The organism is Blastococcus sp. OS1-29 (assembly GCF_057628075.1).
The window spans coordinates 81921-96027 of record NZ_JBXXJK010000006.1; the positions used below are offsets into that span (position 1 = coordinate 81921).

A 14107-nucleotide genomic window follows, 5' to 3' on the forward strand; every position below is an offset into this window, starting at 1 on the left:
GGAACGCGAACGGGGCCCCGGCAGTTGCCGGAGCCCCGTCCACACGACTGCTAGGCGAGACCGAGCTCGCCCTCGAACTGACCGGCCTCGAGCCGCTCGCGCACGGTGGTGAGGAAACGCGCGGCGTCCGCCCCGTCGACGATCCGGTGGTCGTAGGTCAGGGCCAGGTAGACCATCGACCGGACGGCGATGACCTCGCCGAGATCGGGGTCGTTGACCACGACCGGGCGCTTGACCACCGAGCCGACGCCGAGGATGGCCACCTGCGGCTGGTTGATGATCGGGGTGTCGAAGAGCGCGCCGCGGCTGCCGGTGTTGGTCAGCGTGAACGTGCCGCCGCCCAGCTCGTCGGGCGTGACCTTGTTCGACCGGGTGCGGTCGGCAAGGTCGGCGATCTTGCGTGCGAAGCCGCCGATGCTGAGGTCGCCGGCCTCGTGGATCACCGGGACGAGCAGGCCCCGCTCGGTGTCCACCGCGACCCCGAGGTTCTCGGTGTCGTGGTACGTGACCGTGCCGGCCTCCTGGTCGATCGACGAGTTGACCGACGGGTGGGCCTTCAGCGCCTCGACGGCGGCCTTCGCGAAGAACGGCAGGAACGAGAGCTTGACGCCCTCGCGCGCCTCGAAGTCGGCCTTCGCCCGCTGCCGCAACTTGGCGATGCGGGTGACGTCGGCCTCGACGACCGTGGTCAGCTGGGCACTGACCTGCAGCGACTCGACCATGCGCCGGGCGATGACCGCACGGAGCCGCGACATCTTCTCCGTGCGGCCGCGCACCGAGGTGTCGGGCATCGCGGCCGGCGACGGCGTCCGCGGGGCCGGCGCCGACGGGGCCGCGGACGCGGCGGGGGCGGACTGCTCGGCCGCGGCCAGCACGTCCTGCTTGCGGATGCGACCGCCGACTCCGCTGCCGGAGACGGCGCTCAGATCGACGCCCTTCTCGGCGGCCAGGCGGCGGACCAGCGGGGTGACGTAGGCGCCGCTGCCGTCACCGGACGGAGCCGGGGACGACGCCTGCGGGGCCACCTGCGGGGCAGGAGCGGAGGTCGGGGAGGCCGCTGGCTGCGCGCCGCTCGCACCGTAGTCGCCGCCGGGCTGCGTGGTCGCGGCGGCGGGGGGTGCCGGCTTCGCCTCGGGGGCGGCCTGCGGCTTCTCCTGGGCGGGTGCCTCCGCCGCGGGGGCGGGCTCGGCCTGCGTCGGCGCCGCGGGGGCGGACGAGCCACCGGCGGCACCGATGACGGCCAGCTCCGCGCCGACGTCGACGGTCTCGTCCTCGTTCACCGTGATCGAGAGCAGCGTGCCGCTGACCGGCGCCGGGATCTCGGTGTCCACCTTGTCCGTGGACACCTCGAGCAGCGGCTCGTCGGCGGTGACCTCGTCGCCGACCGACTTGAGCCAGCGGGTGACCGTGCCCTCGGTGACGCTCTCGCCGAGCGCCGGCATGGTGACCGCGGTGCCCTCTCCGCCGCCGGCCCCACCCGCGTCGCCGGACGACGGGGCTGCCTGCTCCTCCTGCGCCGGCGCCTCCTGCTGAGCGGGCTGCGGCTCCGGCTCGGGGGCGGGCTCGGGCTCGGGGGCCTCCTCGGGCTCCGCCTGTGCCGCCGGGGCGGGCGCCTCTCCGCCGTCCCCACCTCCGATGACCGCCAGTTCGGCGCCGACCTCGACGGTCTCGTCCTCGGCCACGAGGATCTTGGACAGCACCCCGGCGGCGGGCGACGGGATCTCGGTGTCGACCTTGTCGGTCGACACCTCGAGGAGGGGCTCGTCGACCTCGACCTGCTCGCCCTCCTGCTTGAGCCAGCGGGTGACCGTGCCCTCGGTGACGCTCTCGCCCAGGGCGGGCATGGTGACGGACGTCGGCATCGGGGCAGTGCTCCTTCTGGCGTGGGGGAGGGGGGAGGTGCGAACGATCAGCCGTGCACGTGCAGGGGCTTGCCGGCGAGGGCCAGGTGGGCCTCGCCGAGCGCCTCGCTCTGCGTCGGGTGCGGGTGGATGAGGCTGGCGACGTCGTCGGCCTCGGCCTCCCAGTTGTAGATCAGCTGGGCCTCGGCGATGAGCTCGCCGACGCGGCTGCCGACCATGTGGATGCCGACGACGGGGCCGTCGGGCACCGAGACGAGCTTGACGGCACCGGTGGTCTTGAGGATCTGGCTGCGGCCGTTGCCCGCGAGGTCGTACGTCAGGGTCTTGAGCTCGCCGTACTTCTCCTTGGCCTGCGCCTCGGTGAGGCCCACCGAGGCGACCTCGGGGTCGGAGTAGGTGATGCGGGGGACGCCGGCGTAGTCGATCGGCGCCGGGTTGAGGCCGGCCACGCGCTCGGCGACGAGGATGCCCTCGCCGAAGCCGACGTGCGCCAGCTGCAGGGTCGGGATGAGGTCACCGACGGCGGAGATGGTCGGCACGTTGGTGCGGCACAGCTCGTCGACGAGGACGTAGCCGCGGTCCATGGACAGGCCGACCTCCTCGTACCCGAGGCCCTGGCTGACCGGCCCGCGGCCGACGGCGACGAGCAGCAGCTCGGCCTCGAGCTCCTTGCCGTTCTCCAGCGAGATCTTCACGCCGTTCTCGGTCTCCTGGACCCCGGAGAACCGGCTGCCCAGCTCGAAGGCGATCTTCCGACGGCGGAACGCGCGCTCCAGCAGCTTCGAGGAGGACTCGTCCTCCAGCGGCACCAGGTGGGGAAGGGCCTCGACGATGGTGACGTCGACCCCGAAGGACTTCCAGGCGCTGGCGAACTCGCAGCCGATGACGCCGCCGCCGAGGATGATCGCCGACGCCGGGACCCGGTCGAGGTTCAGCGCGTGGTCGCTGGTGATGACCTTCGTGCCGTCGATGTCGAGGCCGGGCAGCGAGCGGGCGTAGGAGCCGGTGGCCAGGAGGATGTGCTTGCCCTCGTAGGTCTGGCCGTTCACTTCGGCGGTCGTGGGCGACGTCAGCTTGCCCTCGCCCTCGACGTAGGTGATCTTGCGGGCCTTCACCAGGCCCTGCAGACCCTTGTAGAGCTTGGCGATCACGCCGTCCTTGTAGGCGTTGACGCCGTCCATGTCGATGCCGGCCAGCGACGTCTTGACGCCGAACTGCTCGCCCTCGCGGGCGAGGTCGGCCACCTCACCGGCGTGCAGCAGCGCCTTGGTCGGGATGCAGCCGCGGTGCAGGCAGGTGCCGCCGACCTTGTCCTTCTCGATGAGGACGACGTTCAGTCCGAGCTCGGACGCGCGGAACGCCGCGGCATAGCCACCGGAGCCACCACCGAGGATGACCAGGTCGGCAGGGGCGGTGGATTCGCTCACAGGTGCTCCTCAGTGCAGTCGTCGGCGTCCCGCTCGGCGGGCGGGGGCTTGCCCGACATCCTGCCACTCCGGGAACGGGGCGGCCCGGAGCGCCGTTCCTCTCCCGAGCGTCGTGAGGATCACGATGCCGGTCACCGGACGACGGGAGGCGCGCGATGGGGCTGTTCGACCGGCTGCGCGGTGGTCGCGGTGCGGGCGGCCACCGCCGCGGCACCCTGGACCGCGGCTCGCATCGGGGCGACCTGAGCCACCTGGAGCAGTTCGTGGCCAGCCGTCGCGGCGTCGAGGGATACGTCGAGCCGCGCACCGCCGTCACCGAGACGACGATCGTCCTGGTGGCCGCCGACGGCGAGTGGACCCGCCGGCGCATCGACGGCCCCGAGGTCGCCCGCAAGCTCTCCCGCGACCTGGCGATCCCGGTCTACGACGCCCAGGTCACCGGGTACCCCCAGCGCATGCGCGACTGGTCGGCCCGCCAGAAGGAGCTATGACACTGCGATCCTCCGGACCGCACCGCGGCCACGAGCCGTTCCCCGGTCTCATGGAGCCGCTTCGCCGTCCCTGCGCGGACCCCTCCGGGGCCCACTCGGGACGACACCCGGACAGGGGTCACTCTTGGATGAGGGCCTCGATCGTCGCCAGCAGGGTGCGCACCGGGACGCCGGTGCCGCCCTTGAGCGTGTAGCCCCACGGTGCGCCGGTGTTGAAGCTCGGCCCGGCGATGTCGATGTGCGCCCAGGGCAGGCCGGCGGGCACGAACTCGGCCAGGAAGTGGCCGGCGACCAGCATGCCGCCGAACCGGTCGGCCGCGGAGTTCACGAAGTCGGCGACGGGGGAGTTCAGTCCCCGGCGGAGCTCGGCAGGCAGCGGCATCGGCCACATGCCCTCGCCGGAGCGCGTGCCGGCAGCCACCACGGTGTCGCGCAGGTCGTCGCTGCCCATGACCCCCGCCGTCCGCGTGCCCAGGGCCACCAGCTGCGCGCCGGTCAACGTCGAGGTCTCCAGCAGGACGTCGGGACGGTCCTCGGCGGCCCGTGCGATGGCGTCGGCGAGCACCACGCGGCCCTCGGCGTCGGTGTTCGTGATCTCGGCCTTCTTGCCGTTCCGGAAGGTCACGATGTCCGCCGGCCGGTAGGCGGTGCCGCTGGGCAGGTTCTCCGCGATCGGCACGGTGGCGGTCACCTCGACCGGCAGCCGCAACTGGGCGACGAGGCAGGCGGTGGCGATCACGGCGGCAGCGCCGGCCATGTCGCTCTTCATGTCCTCCATCTTCGCGGCGGGCTTGATCGAGATGCCGCCGCTGTCGAACGTGATGCCCTTGCCGACCAGCGCGATCTTCTTGCGCGCGCTCGGACCCGAGTAGGTGAGGCGGAGCAGTCGCGGCTTGCGTACCGAGCCACCGCCGACGGCCAGGATGCCGCCGTACCCGCCGGCGGCCAGCGCGTCCTCGTCGAGGATCTCGGTGGCCAGCCCGAGCTTCTCGCCGGCGGCGGCACCACGGGCGGCGAGCTCGGCCGGGTACAGGTCGTTGGGCGGGGTGTTGACCAGGTCGCGCACCAGGGCGACCGCGTCGGCGACGGCCCGCACCCGGCGCAGCGCCGCCTCGGCCTCCGTGGCCGCGGGGACGACGATGGTGAAGTCGCTGGGCGGCGCCTTCCGATCGGCCCTCAGGTCGGACTTGTAGGTCGTGAACTCGTAGGCGCCGAGCAGCGCGCCCTCACCGACGGCGTGTAGCCGCTCGGCGTCGGGGGCGCCACCGACCGCGGCCAGCAGGCTGACCACCGACCGCCGCCCGGCCAGTGCGCGGCTGGCGGCGCCGGAGGCCCGGCGCACCGCCTCCGGGGTGTAGGCGCCGGCCGTGTCGGGAGCACCGAGGCCGGCGACCGCGACCACGGGGAACGGCCCCTGCCCGAACGAGGGGAGCCGGGTGACCTCGTCCTCGCCGCCGCGCGCGCCGAGGTCGGCCAGCGCCGGCAGCAGCCGCCCGCCGAGCAGGCGGTCCACCGCCTCGGCGCCCGGTGTGGGCAGGAGGCCGTCGGGCCCCTTGCCCACCGCGACGACGACGGCGTCGCCGGTCAGCTTCTCGAGCGGGTGGTCGGTGGCGGAGATCGTCGGCGGCACGGCTCGATCGTAGGGGTGCCGATACGGTCCCACCCGTGAGCCCATTGACCTCGCCCCTCCACGACCGGCATGTCGCCGCCGGCGCCAAGCTCGCCGACTTCAGCGGTTGGTCCATGCCCATCGAGTACGCCGGCGGCGGGGTGATCGCCGAGCACACGGCCGTTCGCGAGGCCGCGGGCCTGTTCGACGTCTCCCACCTGGGAACCGCGACCGTGCAGGGTCCGGGTGCGGCCGCCTTCGTCGACTCGTGCCTGTCCAACGACCTGTCGCGGATCGGGCCCGGTCAGGCGCAGTACACCCTCTGCTGCGACCCGGGCGGCGGAGTCGTCGACGACCTGATCGTCTACCTGCACGGTCCCGACTCGGTGCTCCTGGTGCCGAACGCCGCGAACGCCGCCGAGGTGCTGCGCCGGCTCACCGAGGCGGCGCCCGAGGGCATCACCGTCACCGACCGGCACACCGAGGTCGCCGTCCTGGCCGTGCAGGGTCCGCACGCCCTCCAGGTGCTGGAGCTCCTCGGCCTGCCCGGCGAGCTGTCGTACATGTCGTTCGTGACCGGCACGGGCGCCCACGGCGCGGCGGAGGTCACGGTCTGCCGCACCGGGTACACCGGCGAGCACGGCTACGAGTTGCTCGTCGACGCCGAGCACGCCGGCGAGCTGTGGGACCGCCTCCTCGAGGCGGGTCAGGACCTCGGCCTCCGCCCCTGCGGCCTGGGCGCCCGTGACACGCTGCGCACCGAGATGGGCTACCCGCTGCACGGCCACGAGCTGTCCCTCGACATCACCCCCAACCAGGCGCGCAGCGGGTGGGCGGTCGGCTGGAAGAAGCCGGCGTTCTGGGGCCGCGATGCCTTGGTCGCCGAGAAGGAGGCCGGTCCGGCGCGCCTGCTCTGGGGCCTCAAGGCGACCGGCCGGGGCATCCCACGCCCGGGCATGGCCGTCCTGGGCGGCGACGGCGTGCGGATCGGCGAGGTCACCAGCGGCACGTTCTCGCCGACCCTGCGCACCGGCATCGCGCTGGCGCTGCTCGACACCGCCGCCGGCGTGGAGGAAGGCGCGGAGCTGTCGATCGATGTCCGCGGCCGGTCGGAAGCGGTGCAGGTCGTGCGCCCGCCGTTCGTCGAGTCGCACGTGCGGTAGCGGGCCTACTTCTGCCGGGTCGGGTCGCTGTCGCCCTTCTGCGGCTCCGGTGAGTCGGGCAGCGTGTCGGCCATCTTCGCGTCGCGGACGCCCATCGGCTGGGGCTCGCCCTTCGTCGTGTCGTGCGCCGTCTGGTGCTCGGCCTCGGAGTTGATCTCCGCGCCGAGCAGCACCAGGTAGCAGGTCAGGTACAGCCACAGCATCAGGACGATGACGCCGGCGATGGCGCCGTAAGTCTTGTCGTAGGACCCGAAGTTGTTGACGTAGAGCGCGAAGATCACGCTGACCAGCGCCCAGATGATGGTCACGATCACGGCGCCGAGGCTCACCCAGCGGAACTTGGGTGCGTCGCGGTCGGGGGCGACCCGGTAGAGCACCGCCAGGGCTCCCGCGAACACACCGAGCAGCACGATCCACGTCGCGATCTGGGCGAGGACGGTGCCGACGATCCCCAGCGGTAGAGCGCTGATGACGGCCGGGACGACGGCGACCAGACCGAACGTCACCAGCACGAAGACGATGCCGCCGAGGGTGAGCGCCAGCGATGTCAGCTTCAGCTTGATGAAGTTGCGCGCCTCGACCTCGTCGTAGGCAAGGTTCACGGCGGTGATCAGGTTGCCGACGCCGCCCGAGGCGCTCCACAGCGCCGCCAGGATCGAGATCACCAGGCTGATGCTCAGGGCGCTGCCGCTGTTGCTGACGATCGACGTCAGCTGCTCCTTGATCAGGCTCGCGGCGCTGCTGGGGAGCTGCTTGGACAGGTTCTCGACCTGCTTGGCGACCGTCGCCGGCGAGGCCACGAGCCCGTAGATCGAGATCAGCGCGATCAGCGCGGGGAAGATCGACAGGAAGCCGAAGAACGCGACACCGCCGGCGATGATCGGCATGTTGTCGGCCTTGTTCTCGGCCCAGGATCGCTTCAGGATCTGCTTCCACCCCCGCCAGGGGATGTCCGTGGGCCTCTCCGCCTCGATGCCCGGCAGCTGCTCCGGGCTGGGCGCGCCGGGCGGCGGCCGGTCGGGATCGCCGGCCGGCCGCTGGGTCGCCGCCTTGGCCGCGGCCCGCCGGGCAGCCTTCTCCTCGACCCGCTCGCGGATGCGGTCGACGGCGCTCTCGCGCTGACTGGTGCCGGCCATGTCGTTCCCCCTGGGTGGCGGCCGCCGGGCGGCCGGAAGCGATCTGGACTGGTGGGATCTTCAGTCGCCGGGCCAGGCGCCGGTGAGCTGCTTGAAGCCGCGCGCGCCGGCGCGGTCGATCGCGGCCTTCGTGGCGGCGAAGATCGCGCCCTGGATCGCCGCGGCGAGCACGACCTCCTTCATCGAGTACTCGCTCTGCAGGGCGGTCGGCGCGTCCTCCTCGTCGGCCACCTGCTTCCAGATCTGCTTGAAGACGATCCCCGACAGAGTGCCCGCCAGGATCCCGCCGATCAGACCGATCGGCCGGTAGGCGAGCTTCGCTCCCTTGCTCAACGCTTCCTCCTCGTCCCCGGCATCCGTGATGCCGCACGCTTCCGTCGCACGATGACCAGGCCGACCACCAGTCCGATCAGGACCACCGCGCCGCCGATCACGATCGGCGGACTCTCCCGGTAGGTCTCCACGGCGGTGTCCTTCGCCCGCGCCGCACTCTCCTTGGCCCGGGCCGGCACGTCCAGCCGGGCACCGAGCTCGTCGACGGTCCGGGCGAGATGCGCCCGGGTCGCGTCGATCTCGGCCTTGATCCGGTCCGGGTCGTCGCCGGCCAGGGGCTGCGCTGATGTCATCGGTCCTCCGTCGCGGATGCTCGATGAGCTTCCATGCCCCGCCGCGGCGCCGGTAACCCGCCGTTGATCACACTCCGACAACGGTCGCGTCAACGGTCAGCCGCCGCTCCCGGGGACGACGAGGCCGGTCTCGTAGGCGACGACGACTGCCTGCACGCGCTGGCCGCATCCGGAACCTCCGACGGCGTCCGCATCCTGGCCGCGCGTGACGCCGCGGCCGGACCACTGCCGCTGCTGTCCTTCGCCGCGCCGTTCGCCGTCGCGGTGCTGTGCGTCGCCGCCTTCCGCGGGGGCCTCGTGCCCTGGCCGCTGCTGGTCGTGGCCGGCGCTTTCCTGCTGCTGGAGTTCGTCCCCTCGCCGCTGGGCGAGGTGCCGTCGCTGGTCGCCGGTCTCGTGGCCTACGGCTGGATCGCGGTCGCCATGGTGACCGGCGGACCCGCGGAAGGGGCCTCCGGCCGGACCCCGGCCCGGGCAGCTGCCGTGGTGAGTTGACCGGTCACTAGCCTCCGTGACCATGACCTGGCACTGGCGACTCGAGGACCCGGCCGGCACGGCCATCGACCCCACCACGCTCGGTGTGGAGATGCTCGAGACCGACAACCAGGGCGACGCGGAGTCCTGGCTCGGCGAGAACTGGCGCGAGCTGCTCGACAAGGGGGTCGCCACGGTCACGCTGTTCGACGGCGACGCCGAGGTCTACGGCCCGATGGGCCTGGCCGCCCCGTAGCGGGTTCGGGCCCCGGGGGAGATCTCCCCCCGGGGCCCGAACCGGTGTCAGCCCCGCGCGGTCTTGGCCGGGTCCCGGACGACGACGTCGCCGAGCACCTGGTCGATGCGCTTCATGACGTCGTCCTCCAGTGTCACGCCGGCCGCCTTGACGTTGTCGTGCACCTGCTCCGGGCGGCTCGCCCCGATGATCGCCGCGGAGACGTTCGGGTTCTGCAGTACCCAGGCCACCGCCAGCTGGGCCATGCTCAGCCCCAGGTCGTCCGCGATCGGCCGCAACTGCTGCACCCGGGTAAGGATGTCGTCGGTCAGCATCCGCTGCATGGTCTGCCCGGCCTCGGCGTGACCGCCGCGGCTGTCGGCGGGCGGCTGCTGCCCCGGCAGGTACTTGCCGGTGAGCACGCCCTGGGCCAGGGGCGACCAGACGATCTGGGACACGCCCTCCTTGGACGACGTCGGCACGACCTCGTCCTCGATGACGCGCCACAGCATCGAGTACTGCGGCTGGTTGCTGATCAGCTGGACCCCCAGATCCCGGGCGAGGGCGGCACCCGCGGCGATCTCCTCGGCCCGCCACTCGCTGACGCCGATGTAGAGCACCTTCCCCGCGCGCACGAGGTCGGCGAAGGCCGTCATCGTCTCCTCGAGCGGCACCGTCGGGTCGTACCGGTGGGCCTGGTAGAGGTCGACGTAGTCGGTCTGCAGCCGCTCGAGAGAGGCGTGGCAGCTCTCGATGATGTGCTTGCGGGACAGGCCGCGGTCGTTGCGGCCCGGGCCGGTCGGCCAGTAGACCTTGGTGAACAGCTCGTAGGACGAGCGCCGCTGCCCCGCCAGCGCGCGACCGAGGACGGACTCGGCGCGGGTGCCGGCGTAGACGTCAGCGGTGTCGAAGGTCGTGATGCCGGTGTCGAGGGCGGCTCGCACGCAGGCGAGGGCGGCGTCCTCCTCGACCTGGCCACCGTGGGTGAGCCAGTTGCCGTAGGCGATCTCGGAGATGGTCAGGCCGGAGCGGCCGAGGCGTCTGAATTCCACGTATCGCAACGCTAGACGTGCTGCCGACTCTCGCCTGTCGGCCCCCCGCAGGGGGGGCGCGGGGGCCTGTTTCAGACGTCGGCACCCAGGGCGACGTCTGGCTTCGGGAAGCGCCAGCGACGGATCATCGTCGAGCGGCTGATTCCGTACCAGGCCAGCCCGCGGGTGGGCTGGTCACCCTTCGGGAACCGGGTGGCGACCTTGCTCTTGATGCGACGGCTGAGGATGACCGAGTCGACGATCATCACGAGGAAGAAGCCGAACAGCAGCAGGCTGGCGTAGTTCTTCACGATCGGGCTGGGGGCGATCGTGCCGATCAGCGCGACCGCGGCGATCACCAGGAAGAAGCTGCCGACGTTGCGGCGGGAGTCGACGACATCCCGGACGTACTTGCGCACCGGACCCCGGTCGCGCGCGGGCAGGTAGTTGTCGTCGCCGCGAGCGGCAGCGGCCCGTGCGTCGGGACGGCGGGCGGCGTTCGTGGCGCGCATGCGCTTGTAGGCCTCCTTCCGCGTGGTCGGCGGGGGAGGGGGCGGGCCGGCCCGGCGGCCCTGGGCCTCGCTGCGCTTGGGCGTGGGACGGCCCTTGCCGGCGGCGCGCTCCAACTGCTGCGTGAGATCGGTGTCGGCGGCGTTCGCCGTCGTGTCGGCGGGATCGCGACGGCCGGGCAGTCGAAGCTTCACGAGCCGGAAGTCTACGTGTGTGACGAAGCAGAACCGGGAAGTCGTCTCCAGCGCCGTACAGTGGTGCCCGGCAGGGAAGGGTCACCGCCTCGGCGGTGTTGCTCCGCTGCAGAAGTGCCGCAGCGGGCACCCTCGGATCTGGGAGGACACAACATGTCGGTGCAGGACAGCACGACCCTCGACGGCAGCACGCCCGGCACCACCGGCGTCCTGCTCAGCGACCCCGCAGCCGCGAAGGTCAAGGCGCTGCTGGACCAGGAGGGCCGCGACGACCTGCGGCTGCGCATCGCCGTTCAGCCCGGCGGCTGCTCCGGTCTGCGCTACCAGCTCTTCTTCGACGAGCGGTTCCTCGACGGCGACCAGACGTACGAGTACGGCGGCGTCGAGGTCATCGTCGACCGCATGAGCGGCCCGTACCTGGGCGGCGCGACGATCGACTTCGTCGACACCATCGAGAAGCAGGGATTCACGATCGACAACCCGAACGCGGGCGGCTCCTGCGCCTGCGGCGACAGCTTCCACTGAAGAAACACCCCCTGCCCCCCACCGCTCGCGAGCTCGCGGCGGGGCCCTGCAGGGGGTGGCCATCGACGGGCCCGGCTTCCTCGGAAGCCGGGCCTTCGTCGTTTTCAGAGCCGGACGGGGTAGACCGGCTCGGGGACGGCGGGGGTGATCCGCTCTTCGACGAAGATGCCGTGCCAGATCATGAACACCAGCAGCGTCCAGAGCTTGCGGGAGTAGTCGACCGGTGAGGCGCTGCGCTGGTTCGCCCGGTGCGCGTCGAGCATCGCGAGCACCTGCGCCTTGTCCAGCCACTCGTCGGTCTGGCTCTCGGTGATGATCTGCCGCGCCCAGTCGTGCAGCGGCTCGGCCAGCCAGTAGCGGGTGGGCACCGGGAAGCCGAGCTTGCGCCGGTTCAGCACGTGCGCCGGCACGATCTGCTCCAGCGCCCGCCGCAGCGCGTACTTCGTCGTCTCCTTGGTGACCCGCTGGTCGACCGGCAGCGTGCTCGCCACCTTGAAGACCTCGGCGTCGAGGAACGGCACGCGGAGCTCCAGGGAGTTGGCCATGGTCATCTTGTCGGCCTTGACCAGGATGTCGCCGCGCAGCCAGGTGAACAGGTCCACGTACTGCATCGCCGTCACGTCGTCGTAGCCCGCCGCGCGCGTGCGCTGGTAGAGCTCGCGGGTGACGGTGACGTGCGACTGGTCGGGGTCGCGCGTGCGCAGGAAACCCAGCTCGTCGTCCCGGAACAGGCGGGCGTTGCCGTAGTAGCGCTGCTCCAGCGGGATCGCCCCGCGGCGGAGCAGGTCCTTGCCGCGCATGCCGTCGGGGAGCTTCGTGGACAGGGCCCCGAGCGCCCGGCGGATGCCCCCCGGCAGCTTCTCGAAGGCCGCGAGCGACAACGGTTCGCGGTAGATGTTGTAGCCGCCGAACAACTCGTCGGCGCCTTCGCCGGACAGCACCACCTTGACGTGCTTGCGGGCCTCGCGGGCGATGAACCACAGCGGCACGAGCGCCGGGTCGGCGACCGGGTCGTCGAGGTACCAGACCACCAGCGGGATCGACTCGGCGAACTCCTCTGGCGTGACGACCTTGGTGATGTGCTCGACGCCGATCGCGGCCGCGGACTCGGCGGCGACATCGATCTCGGAGAAGCCCTCGCGTTCGAAGCCGGTGGTGAACGTGAGCAGTTTCGGGTTGTACCGCTTCGCCAGGGCCGCGATCGCGGTCGAGTCGATGCCGCCGGAGAGGAAGGAGCCCACCGTGACGTCGGCGCGCATGTGCATCCGGACCGAGTCGTCGAGGACGTCGGCGATCCGGTCGTAGAGGGCCTGCTCCTCGTTCTTCGCCACGGACCGGACGGGGAAGGTCGGGTGGAAGTAGCGCTCGGTCGTCAGTTCGCCGTCCGCGACCCGGAAGCTTGTGCCGCTCTCGATCCGGCGGATGCCGCGGTGCATCGTGGCGGGCTCCGGCACGTACTGCAGCGTCAGGTAGTGCTGCAGGGACGCCGGATCGACCCCGCCGGCGGCCTTGCTGCCGCCCAGGAGCTCCAGCAGCGCCTTCTTCTCGGAGGCGAAGGCGATCCCGCCGTCGGCGAGCCGGGTGGTGAACAGCGGCTTGATGCCGAACGGGTCGCGGGCGCCGAAGACGGTGTCGGTCTGGCTGTCCCAGATGACGAACGCGAACATGCCGCGCAGCCGCGTGACGACGTCCTCGCCCCACACGTGGTAGCCCGCGACGATCGCCTCGGTGTCGCCCTCGGTGGCGAAGGTCGCGCCGGCCTCGGTGAGCTCGGCGCGCAGCTCCAGGTAGTTGTAGATCTCACCGTTGAAGACGATCCGGTAGCGGCCGTCGGCGTACGGCATCGGCTGGTGGCTGTGCTCGATGTCGATGAACGACAGCCGGTTGAAGCCGAACACCGCCCGGCTGTCCGACCACGACTCGTTCTCGTCGGGACCGCGGTGGCGCATGCAGTGCTGGGCCTCGCGGATCGCCGACACCGTGCCGTCGTCGACGCGGTCGGCGTCGGTGGAGAAATAGGCGAGCAGGCCACACATCAGGCGCAGATCCTCGGGGTGGGGGAGAGGTCGGTCGTCTCGGCGGGGTCAGACGCGCTGACCGGCGCGGGTCTTCCTCGTGGCGTTGCGCTCGGAGTAGAAGGACAGGAACGGGATGGTGCCGGCGAGGATCGTGAGCACCGAGCCCTTGAGGCTCCACTTGGCCCGCAGCGCCAGGTCGACCGCGGACAGGAAGAACAGCGCGTAGAGCCAGCCGTGCGCCGTGCCCAGCACGACGACCGGCTCCCGCACGCCGCCGAAGTACTTCAGTGGCACGGCGACGCAGATCAGCGCGATCAGCAGCACGCCGACCACGTTCGCCATCACGCGGTAACGCTGCAGCGCCGCGGCGATCGCCTGCTCGGAGTCGCGGGCCGACGTCGTCCGGTCAGCGGCCATGGGTGCTCTTCTGGCCGAGCGCGCGCTCGTTGAGTTCGGCGAGGTAGGCGTTGTAGGCGGCCAGCTCAGGATCTCCAGACGTGTCGATGCGGGGGCGCTGGTAGAGGACGACGTCGTGTCCCGGTGCGCCCTCGTCGGGGTCGCGGTGCAGCTCGACCCGCACCATGCGCAGGTAGAACCACAGCCCCATGAACCCGTAGAGCGGCCACTGCATGGCATAGCTCCAGTTCACGGCGCCGCCGCCGGCCTCGGCCTTGGTCAGCTGCCAGTAGCCCAGGAAGAACGTGGCGACGAAGAGGACGGCGACCAGCAGGTGCAGCAACAGCCACTTCGGGGTCAGCAGCCGGGAGAACACGCCCCCGACTCTAACCGTCGCGCCGCGGTGCCCGGGC

Annotated in this window: 16 protein-coding genes; 5 read left to right on the plus strand and 11 right to left on the minus strand. The window is 71.7% G+C overall.

Annotated features, from left to right (window positions below; genetic code table 11):
- Positions 1-50 precede the first annotated feature (50 nt).
- Both sucB and lpdA read right to left on the minus strand, forming a co-directional pair.
- The gene (gene sucB / locus AC2H4J_RS16215) at positions 51-1862 is read right to left on the minus strand and encodes a 2-oxoglutarate dehydrogenase, E2 component, dihydrolipoamide succinyltransferase (RefSeq protein ID WP_487465912.1); all 1812 of its coding nucleotides are present in this window, start codon (positions 1860-1862) and stop codon (positions 51-53) included.
- 47 nt (positions 1863-1909) lie between these two features.
- Entirely contained in the window at positions 1910-3289 is a 1380-nt protein-coding gene (lpdA, locus tag AC2H4J_RS16220) for a dihydrolipoyl dehydrogenase (protein WP_487465913.1), read from the minus strand.
- Positions 3290-3444: 155 nt separating this feature from the next.
- On the opposite strand from lpdA, the gene AC2H4J_RS16225 reads away from it, so the two are divergent.
- Positions 3445-3780, plus strand: a complete 336-nt coding sequence (locus tag AC2H4J_RS16225) for an oxidoreductase (RefSeq protein ID WP_487465914.1) — start codon at positions 3445-3447, stop codon at positions 3778-3780.
- A gap of 118 nt (positions 3781-3898) precedes the next feature.
- Here AC2H4J_RS16225 and AC2H4J_RS16230 read toward each other — a convergent pair whose 3' ends face one another.
- On the minus strand, positions 3899-5410 hold the full coding sequence (locus AC2H4J_RS16230) for a leucyl aminopeptidase (protein WP_487465915.1): 1512 nt from the start codon (positions 5408-5410) through the stop codon (positions 3899-3901).
- Positions 5411-5445: 35 nt separating this feature from the next.
- Between AC2H4J_RS16230 and gcvT the strand changes: the two genes are divergently transcribed.
- Positions 5446-6552: a glycine cleavage system aminomethyltransferase GcvT gene (gcvT, locus tag AC2H4J_RS16235; RefSeq protein WP_487465916.1), complete on the plus strand. Its 1107-nt coding sequence runs from the start codon at positions 5446-5448 to the stop codon at positions 6550-6552.
- Positions 6553-6557: 5 nt separating this feature from the next.
- Here gcvT and AC2H4J_RS16240 read toward each other — a convergent pair whose 3' ends face one another.
- From AC2H4J_RS16240 to AC2H4J_RS16250, 3 genes are read right to left on the minus strand one after another with little or no spacing between them, the layout of a single operon-like run.
- Positions 6558-7688, minus strand: a complete 1131-nt coding sequence (locus tag AC2H4J_RS16240; protein WP_487465917.1) for a YihY/virulence factor BrkB family protein — start codon at positions 7686-7688, stop codon at positions 6558-6560.
- A gap of 60 nt (positions 7689-7748) precedes the next feature.
- Entirely contained in the window at positions 7749-8021 is a 273-nt protein-coding gene (locus tag AC2H4J_RS16245) for a DUF4235 domain-containing protein (protein WP_487465918.1), read from the minus strand.
- Entirely contained in the window at positions 8018-8314 is a 297-nt protein-coding gene (locus AC2H4J_RS16250) for a DUF3618 domain-containing protein (RefSeq protein ID WP_487465919.1), read from the minus strand. Before AC2H4J_RS16250 ends, AC2H4J_RS16245 begins: the two co-directional genes overlap by 4 nt.
- Before the next feature lie 33 nt (positions 8315-8347).
- On the opposite strand from AC2H4J_RS16250, the gene AC2H4J_RS16255 reads away from it, so the two are divergent.
- Positions 8348-8806 (plus strand): hypothetical protein, encoded by a 459-nt coding sequence (locus AC2H4J_RS16255; protein ID WP_487465920.1) that lies wholly within the window; start codon positions 8348-8350, stop codon positions 8804-8806.
- Between the two features lie 22 nt (positions 8807-8828).
- Complete coding sequence (locus AC2H4J_RS16260; protein ID WP_487465921.1) at positions 8829-9041, plus strand: hypothetical protein; 213 nt, start codon at positions 8829-8831, stop codon at positions 9039-9041.
- Positions 9042-9088: 47 nt separating this feature from the next.
- Here the strand turns inward: AC2H4J_RS16260 and AC2H4J_RS16265 are convergent, their stop codons facing one another.
- Together AC2H4J_RS16265 and AC2H4J_RS16270 are read right to left on the minus strand one after the other, a co-directional pair.
- Positions 9089-10072, minus strand: a complete 984-nt coding sequence (locus AC2H4J_RS16265) for an aldo/keto reductase family protein (RefSeq protein ID WP_487465922.1) — start codon at positions 10070-10072, stop codon at positions 9089-9091.
- 71 nt (positions 10073-10143) lie between these two features.
- Positions 10144-10755, minus strand: a complete 612-nt coding sequence (locus AC2H4J_RS16270; RefSeq protein WP_487465923.1) for a DUF3043 domain-containing protein — start codon at positions 10753-10755, stop codon at positions 10144-10146.
- Positions 10756-10908: 153 nt separating this feature from the next.
- Here AC2H4J_RS16270 and AC2H4J_RS16275 point away from each other — a divergent pair, with 153 nt between their 5' ends.
- Complete coding sequence (locus AC2H4J_RS16275; protein ID WP_487465924.1) at positions 10909-11280, plus strand: HesB/IscA family protein; 372 nt, start codon at positions 10909-10911, stop codon at positions 11278-11280.
- A gap of 104 nt (positions 11281-11384) precedes the next feature.
- Here the strand turns inward: AC2H4J_RS16275 and asnB are convergent, their stop codons facing one another.
- The 3 genes from asnB to AC2H4J_RS16290 are packed head-to-tail and all read right to left on the minus strand — an operon-like array spanning position 11385 to position 14070.
- The gene (asnB, locus tag AC2H4J_RS16280; protein WP_487465925.1) at positions 11385-13316 is read right to left on the minus strand and encodes an asparagine synthase (glutamine-hydrolyzing); all 1932 of its coding nucleotides are present in this window, start codon (positions 13314-13316) and stop codon (positions 11385-11387) included.
- Positions 13317-13364: 48 nt separating this feature from the next.
- Positions 13365-13715 (minus strand): DUF3817 domain-containing protein, encoded by a 351-nt coding sequence (locus AC2H4J_RS16285; protein ID WP_487465926.1) that lies wholly within the window; start codon positions 13713-13715, stop codon positions 13365-13367.
- A complete protein-coding gene (locus AC2H4J_RS16290) occupies positions 13705-14070 on the minus strand; it encodes a metalloprotease (RefSeq protein ID WP_487465927.1) in 366 nt (121 codons plus the stop codon). Before AC2H4J_RS16290 ends, AC2H4J_RS16285 begins: the two co-directional genes overlap by 11 nt.
- Positions 14071-14107 lie beyond the last annotated feature (37 nt).

Coding starts and splice junctions, on each gene's coding strand:
- AC2H4J_RS16240 (WP_487465917.1), bottom strand. CDS start 7,688: ATGGCCGGCACCAGTCAGCGCGAGAGCGCCGTCGACCGCATCCGCGAG.
- AC2H4J_RS16285 (WP_487465926.1), bottom strand. CDS start 13,715: ATGGCCGCTGACCGGACGACGTCGGCCCGCGACTCCGAGCAGGCGATC.
- sucB (WP_487465912.1), bottom strand. CDS start 1,862: ATGCCGACGTCCGTCACCATGCCCGCCCTGGGCGAGAGCGTCACCGAG.
- AC2H4J_RS16225 (WP_487465914.1), top strand. CDS start 3,445: ATGGGGCTGTTCGACCGGCTGCGCGGTGGTCGCGGTGCGGGCGGCCAC.
- AC2H4J_RS16260 (WP_487465921.1), top strand. CDS start 8,829: ATGACCTGGCACTGGCGACTCGAGGACCCGGCCGGCACGGCCATCGAC.
- AC2H4J_RS16250 (WP_487465919.1), bottom strand. CDS start 8,314: ATGACATCAGCGCAGCCCCTGGCCGGCGACGACCCGGACCGGATCAAG.
- asnB (WP_487465925.1), bottom strand. CDS start 13,316: ATGTGTGGCCTGCTCGCCTATTTCTCCACCGACGCCGACCGCGTCGAC.
- AC2H4J_RS16255 (WP_487465920.1), top strand. CDS start 8,348: ATGCCCCGCCGCGGCGCCGGTAACCCGCCGTTGATCACACTCCGACAA.
- AC2H4J_RS16275 (WP_487465924.1), top strand. CDS start 10,909: ATGTCGGTGCAGGACAGCACGACCCTCGACGGCAGCACGCCCGGCACC.